General features: G+C 44.0%; 4 protein-coding genes. All 4 read right to left on the bottom strand.

Annotation, left to right across the window (positions count from 1 at the left end; translation table 11 throughout):
* Positions 1 to 416: 416 nt before the first annotated feature.
* Complete coding sequence (locus WKT13_RS02930) at positions 417 to 2,069, bottom strand: C10 family peptidase (protein WP_340322746.1); 1,653 nt, start codon at positions 2,067 to 2,069, stop codon at positions 417 to 419.
* A gap of 136 nt (positions 2,070 to 2,205) precedes the next feature.
* Positions 2,206 to 3,141 carry a Calx-beta domain-containing protein gene (locus tag WKT13_RS02935; RefSeq protein WP_340322747.1) on the bottom strand — a complete coding sequence of 312 codons (936 nt, stop codon included), beginning with the start codon at positions 3,139 to 3,141 and terminating at the stop codon, positions 2,206 to 2,208.
* A gap of 49 nt (positions 3,142 to 3,190) precedes the next feature.
* Positions 3,191 to 4,735 carry a RagB/SusD family nutrient uptake outer membrane protein gene (locus WKT13_RS02940; RefSeq protein WP_340322748.1) on the bottom strand — a complete coding sequence of 515 codons (1,545 nt, stop codon included), beginning with the start codon at positions 4,733 to 4,735 and terminating at the stop codon, positions 3,191 to 3,193.
* 18 nt (positions 4,736 to 4,753) lie between these two features.
* The coding region (locus WKT13_RS02945) for a SusC/RagA family TonB-linked outer membrane protein (protein ID WP_340322749.1) at positions 4,754 to 7,610 on the bottom strand (2,857 nt) is incomplete at its 5' end.

The raw sequence follows: 7,610 nt of genomic DNA on the forward strand, positions 1-7,610 counted from the left end.
TCAGACCATGAAATGGGCATTATCGGAACGTCAGACGAATGATTCCGGAATACGGTATGGGGTATAGCAAAATGCAGTCCGGTCTGAAAGAGTCTTTATTATATGTGGGCTGACATTTCTCCACACCTGTTTCCGAATTTATTTTGTCAAAAAAAAGTCAAGAAAAATTGTAAGTCAGTTGCCGGAGTTTTCTTTGAAAACGCCGATATCAGCAGTGAGGAGAAGCGCGGAAGAATGTCAGGAAAAGGTCGTGGAGAAAAAGATCTTTTCGGGCAATGAGGCAACTGGATGCAAATGCACGGGAATAGGGGAGGCCGTATTGCCGTCTGTGGTACGGTAGCTTATCCGGAATGAAAAAAGCGGACACGTGTATGTGCCCGCTTTCTTTAGTCAGAATTGTCAATTAACAATTGCTTTTATTTCACGAATTTCTTTCCGTTTCTGATGTAGATACCGTCTTTCAGCACACTTGCATCTGTGCCCATGTAGCGGCCGTCGATGCTGTAGATGCGGTTGTCGGCTTTCTTCTCAACTGTCGGCACGTTGTCGATGGCAGTTGTCCAGTTGGAGTTGTTTTCAGCTCTGAGTGTGACATTGCTTCCGTTCTTCACGAGAATGTAGCTGTTGTTGATGGTCTCATTGCTATGTACTGGCTGCCAGTCGGTCTCAAGTGTTGACTTAGTTGCAAGATATATGCGGTAAGTACCGTCAGACAGTTGTGTATATGGTACAGAAACACCGGAAAGACTCATTCCTGATCCATATTTTATACCAGAAAGTACGTTTGTACCATAAATTGTTGAAAGATTGGTTTTATCACCAGTTTCTGTATTAAGTGCCATGAGTGCCAGTTCGCCGGTGAATTTGTCGACATCCATATTGTAAAGTGCGTCACACGAAACCTTCAGGGCTGTGATAGTCTTTGTTATGACAAGTTTGTAACCCAAACCCCACATCGAATGATACTGGCTTTCAAAGCGATCGTCGTTTGGCAGACGTATGATGACCATATTCTGACCTTCTGAGAATCCATTAAGCGATGCAACATCATAGTATCCGTTACTTTCTCCGTTCCATCCCCAGTTTACGTGCACAAGACCGTCAGCATCGTAACCATCGAATACAAATGCATGACCTGCATTGGCTGTGGTGACACCACCGTAAAGTATTGGACAGTTGTCGTTGAGCTCGCGATAAATGATGTTCATCCATTCTTCATTGGGCATGAAGTCGCGTGAATAATGTTTAATGTTCTTATCGTAAAGGAAATTGGTGCGAAGAGCAGTGCATGCGTCATAGCTGAATGCACCGCTTCCGTCTTTCGCATAGTTCATTCTTACTGACACACCGCAATGATACATAATTGTGGCAACAGCATTAGCCTGTTCGTCATTATATCTTCCCGGAATATAGCTGTCGAGCATGTTAGCCCAATCATATGTGGTATTGCCGAAGTCGGCCTCAATAGTAAGAGTAGCACCATCACCGGGGTTAAGTCTATATATAGTCTTGCCGTAGCCTTTTTCGGGATAATTGTGATATTTCATTATCTGCGCCATGGCTGTTGCCACACAACCCGTAACATAGTTGTATTTTACGTTGTTTACAGTGTATTCCGGGCATTGCAGGTTGTAGGGAGTGTCCTGTCCCCAGCGTGTAGTGAGCAGTTCCGGAACAGATGTTCTGTATTCAGGTGCAGGTTGTACATGCTGTGGCTCGGTGCCATTGGCAAGCATGTTTTCCATGCTTTTGTTTATTGTCTCGAGCCACCAGAGGAATGCCGGTGCCGGATTGTCGCTCATGGCAGTATCGCTGTAACCGAGTATAGGTGAGAAAGTGTCGTCTTTGGAAACAACAGCATATCCTCCGGCATTTCCATAAATGACAGTCTGCGATCTGGAATCGATGAGTGTTACATCAGCAGCACTGAAATTCAATCCTTTGGCCATAGTCTGAGTGTTCAGAACTGCGGCAGCAGCAGCCTTCATTTGTTCGGCTGTACGTGGCTTTGCCAATGAGTTCAGAGCAAAGGCAAAGATCAAAGTGATTAATAGAGATATTTTTTTCATATTGCGTAAGTTTGTTTTTTCAGAAATTATGTCTGTTTTTTCGAAAAGCCAAAACAGGCAGGTCGCAGAACGAAGCCGTTCGGACAACCTGCCTGTTTATTCTTCTGTTTATTATGCAAATAATGCTATCTGCATATTATCTTCTTGTAAGAGTTACGTTTGTCAGACTTACCCATGCACCTATTGAACCGCTCGTTCCACCATAGAAGTAGAGGAACTGTCCTTCAGGGAATTTCAATGTCGTGGGCAGATTCTTTTCTTCGTCAAGACTCCATTCTGCTGTCACATCGTCAAATGTGTATCTGTAACCATCATCTGTTGCCCAAGTCCACTGATATGCACTGTATGTAGAGATAGTCTCACCGCAAATGAATGCGAAAGTTCCCTTATTGGTATCTTCGTTGTAAGAATATCTGAAGTTCCAAGCGCAGTCAAGTTTCACACCGACATCAAACATCGCTTTAGAATATGCTGTCAGAATGTTGTTGTATTCTGGTTTTGTTTCATCTGATGTAGCATTTATCTCAACAATAGAAGAGAAATCTGCGAATATCAGATTATTGTTGTCATCCTCTCCAACAACTTTTTTAGCAGTCATTACCCATTCGCCAGAGAAGCGGCTGTAGAATTCGCCGTCGTCATCGCGAAGAGTCACAAGTACAGATGTTGTCTCACTCTTCTGTGCACCGTTTACGGTCGTGATGTTGAGTTTGAAGGTACGGTCTTCATTCACTTCTGAATCATTGATGGCTTTTACTTCTACATTGATGACACCTGATTTAAGTGTATCAGCCTTCAGATTGAGAGTCTTGTCTGTGATAATATAATTCACATTTTCCTTTGCCGGATATTCCCCAGTCTCTTCGGTTGTAACGACAATGCTGACATTACCATTGCGTGCACCTGTGACCTTGATTGGAATATTGAATATTCCGGCAGTCTCTTTCATTGTCACTGTAGCCTGTTCGAATCCGACAGTGACCTCACTATTGCTGTTGTATTCCTCGTCATCAGAGCAGGAAGCAAACAACGAGGCCATGGCAACGAGCATGAATAATTTTATATATTTCATTTGCTTTGATATTTAAATATTAATTTATGTGTTGTCCCGAATTGTGAAATCAATATCCAGGATTCTGCACTATTTTCTTGTTCACGTCGATCTCATGCTTCGGTATAGGCCATGTGAATCTTGGTGAATCGGCAGGAACATTCATGATTGTTGTTCCTTCGCCAGGCAACATACAAAGGTCTTGCTGCTGCGGAACACCACGTTCCATGTCTATATGCCAGCGCTTGATGTCGAACAAGCGTGTTCCTTCTGCCACCATTTCGCGGGTACGTTCGTTTCTGAGTTCAGCCATGAAGCCTTCAACACTTGCATAGTTGCGGTCCTCGAAACCTGCGATACGATTTCTCATCAGCTCATTGAGATAGTATGTAGCTGTAGAAAGTCCGTCAGGCATGTTGGCATAAGCCTCTGCTGCAATGAGATACATTTCTGCGATACGGAACACCTGAGGTTCTACACAACCTTTGGCTGCTTCAGCTCCACCAAGTCCCTGATAAAGACGGCCGTTGAGCAGATATTTGTTCAGAGCATAAACTGTACCTACACCACCAGTGTTTGTTACAATATTTACACTGTTGAAATAAACCTGCTTACGGTAGTCGTTGTCGCTGTAAAGATCAACAAGAGTCTGTGTCGGAATGTAGTCTGGTACAGCACCTGTCTGATATGGCTGATATATCAGACCTGTTGCTAATGGCAGGTCGGAAGCAGATGTTGTGGGGAGCTGCAGAATTGCTTCGTCAGCTCTGTCGTTCTGCCACATTGAAGCGATTTCATTGACATTTGAAGCAAGTGTATATACACCTGATGTAATGAGGATTTCTGCTTCTCTTGCAGCTGTCTCATAATCGTCCATTGCGAGTGCCATGCGTGCACGGAGTGCAGTGATAGCATCTGTGCTGATATAGCTGCTGCGTGGAGCACCGGCTTCAGTAACGTATTTGGCAGCACTGTCAAGATCGTCTTTCACCTGCATGAAAGTTTCGGCCAATGTCTTACGGCCTGGATATGTGCTGGCATCAGGTGACGGAGCATAGTCGAGGCGATAAGAAACACCTGTATTTTCATTATTGGCAGTTGTTGCATCATAGTCTGCGCAGAAATACTGCGAAAGCATAAAGATACTGTATGCACGGAGGAAGAAAGCATCACCCTTGGCAGCATTTACTGCAGGCATACCTGGGTTTCCTGAATATGGATCTTCCTGATCCGGGAATACGTTCTTGTTGGACATGTCACACTTATTGTAACTGTCTATAATATAATTTGCACGTGCTATGATTGCCTGATAATTGCCATATACTGTTGAAAAGTCAGAAGTCTGTGTAGTGAAATTCCAACGGTAGAATTCGCCAAGATTGTTTGAGAATCCGGCTACGGCATCAAAACCGTCACACTGAATCTCAGGAGCATTATAGAATGAACCGGCAATGGAACTCTTCAAACCACTGTAAAGTGCTGTGCGGGCACTCTGGAAGTTATATGGAGTGATCAGCGCACTGTCATCAGGCAGAGAGCCCACAGGGTCCTTGTCCATATCACATGATGTCAGCACTCCGGCTGCCAATGCAAGAAATAAATATATTTTTTTCATTTTTTCTTTGTTTAATAATTATAATGTTAACTGGATACCGAATGAATACTGACGAGTATTTGGATAATCGCCTATGGTTGAATATCCGTCAACCTCAGGATCGTAGCCCTTATAACCGGTGAAAGTAAGCAGGTTGCGGCCGATGAAGTAAACCTTGGCGCCCTTTACAATCTTAGTTGTGCTGAGCCAGTTCTGTGGCAGAGTGTAAGAGAGCTGCAGGAACTTCAGACGTACGAACGATGCGTTTTCGAGCAGACGTGTATCAGACTGATATTCTGCGTCAGCTGCAGCAAGGTCGGTGATGTCGCCCGGCTTCTGCCAGATGTCAAGCATTGATGTTGACTGGTTCCATGATGTTGCAAAAGAAGGATTCTCTGTGAACCAGCGCTCGTTGTTATACATGTAACGGTCGAACATGCCAGTGAACTGCATATCGAGCTGCAGACCTTTCCATGAAACAGTTGTTGAAAGGCCTCCTGACCATGGAGCGATCATTCCCTTACCGGTCATCACGCGGTTGTCCTCAGAATAAACCTTTGTTTCGTTGCCGTTTTTGTCAAGCCATACGTTGCGTCCATCGAGCGGATCAACATGGCTCCAGCGAACATAATAGAACTCACCATAAGGATGGCCTACTTCGAGGTGTACAAGGTCTGTTACGTCATAAGAGTCTGCACCCTTGAACAGTTTTGTGATTTCATTTTTGTTATAGTTACCGTTAACACTTACATTCCAATACCAGTCCTTGTTCTTGATGATGTCATAGCCGATATTGAAATCAATACCACGGTTGTACATTTCAGCAACATTACCCCACTGTGATGAGAAACCTGTTGTATAAGAATAAGGAACATTTACAAGCATGTTGGATGTAACCTTGTTATAGAATTCAACATTGAATGTTAGACGGTCGATCACTTTACCTGTGATACCTACGTTGAATGTCTTTACAGTTTCCCATGTGAGATCTGGATTTGAAACATTAGAAGGTGCTATACCTGCAACTCCGTTGTATTCACCAGTAGATGATACAAGACCGAGATACTGATATGCAGAAATTCCAGAGTTACCAGTAGAACCGTAACTGATCTTGAACTGTAAATCATTGAGCCAGCTACGTGTCGGTTCCATGAAGTTTTCTCTTGTAACATCCCACATGAATGCGGCAGCGCCGAATGTAGCCCAACGGTGGTTCTCTGCGAAGAGTGAAGAACCGTCACGACGGATACTCAGATCAACGAAGTATTTGTCTGCGTAAGAATAGTTGAGCATTCCGAACCAAGAGTTACGAACCTCTTCAGAGAAAGAGTATGAAGGAACGCTTACATACTTCTGAATAGCAGCTGAAGGGATGAGCATACGGTTGTCTGTCAGACCGTCAACACCGATACCGAAAGCTTCGGTCTTGTTTGACATAGATTCCTGACCGAGAAGAACAGTCATATGATGTTCTTTGAGGAAATCGAATTTGTACTCAGCTGTATTTGTCACTGTCCAACGGTAGAAACGTGAGAATGTCTCACCGGCAGAACCAGTCGGGAATACATTTGGATCAATTTCAAGTGTATTATACACTTTGTAAGATGTGCGGTAATCATTTGCATCAAGTCCTATTGCAGAACGCAGATTCAGTCCCTTTATCGGGTTGATATTTACATAAAGGTTCTCATTAAGACGTACACGTGTTGCGTGAGACGGCTGAACTTCAGAGAGCCAGTACGGGTTGTAAACATTCATCTGCTCGAAGAAATATTTTCTATCGCCATATCCTTCGAATGTACTGTTTGCGTAATCATTCGGATCAAGACCGATTACGTCATAGTATGACTGAGTAGGCAGATACATACGTGCTGCAAACGATTTGTTGTACAAGCTGCTGGCTTGGTTTCCAAATGCAGTTGTTGTTGTCTTTGTGTATGCAAGGTTTGTGTTTGTTCCAAGTTTCAGCCATGCGTTGATATTTGCCTCAAGGTTTGAACGCAGAGTCTCACGACGCATGCTTGAGTCGTCCATGATACCCTCTGCATTATAATGTCCGTATGAAACAAGATAAGATAGGTTGTTTGAACCACCACGGATGCTGGCATCAATCTGTGTCACAGGTTTTGTACTACCGAAGAAAATATCTCTCCAGTTTGTGCTCAGACCAGTTCTCTTGTAATAATCCTTCTGGCTTTGGAAAGCCTCTGAATTGGCAAGAGTTGGGTCTATTATTTCCTGAAGTTCAAGCCACTGATTGGCATTCATCATATCCATGTTGTCACATGCCAGTTCTGACAAACCGTACTGCGCGTTTATTGTAACAGTTGGAGCCTCGCCGAACTTACCTTTCTTCGATGTTATAACAACAACGCCATTAGCTGCACGTGAACCGTAAATGGCTGTAGCAGAAGCATCCTTGAGCACAGTCATGTTCTCAATATCATTCGGATTGAGTGAGAGAAATGTCTGTTGTGATATTTCACTTCCGTCAAGGATGAACAGTGGCTCTGTTGTCGCATATATTGATGTAACACCACGTATACGCATGCTGGTTGTTGCAGAAGGCTCACCTGAAGATGTGAATACCTGCAGACCGGAAACCTGTCCCTGAAGAGCGTCACCGATGTTTGCAACAGGACGGTTCGCCAGCTTGTCGGATGTGACTGTTTCTACAGATCCGGCAATAGTTCCGAGTTTACGTGCAGAACCGTAACCCATAACAACAACGCCTTCAAGTGTCTGACTGTCAGACTCAAGTACAATGCGCATGTTGTTTGCAGCCTTGACTGTTTTGGGTACCATTCCCAGATAAGTGATCTGGAGTTCTGTGCCCACCGGCACATTGATTGTGAATTCTCCGTCGGCATTTGTTATTGCGCCTGCATTTAGGCCT

It is taken from the genome of Prevotella sp. HCN-7019 (genome assembly GCF_037890215.1).
Lineage (GTDB): Bacteria > Bacteroidota > Bacteroidia > Bacteroidales > Bacteroidaceae > Prevotella.

Excerpts from the sequence above, each read along its gene's own strand:
- WKT13_RS02935 (WP_340322747.1), bottom strand. The coding sequence starts at position 3,141 with ATGAAATATATAAAATTATTCATGCTCGTTGCCATGGCCTCGTTGTTT.
- WKT13_RS02930 (WP_340322746.1), bottom strand. The coding sequence starts at position 2,069 with ATGAAAAAAATATCTCTATTAATCACTTTGATCTTTGCCTTTGCTCTG.
- WKT13_RS02940 (WP_340322748.1), bottom strand. The coding sequence starts at position 4,735 with ATGAAAAAAATATATTTATTTCTTGCATTGGCAGCCGGAGTGCTGACA.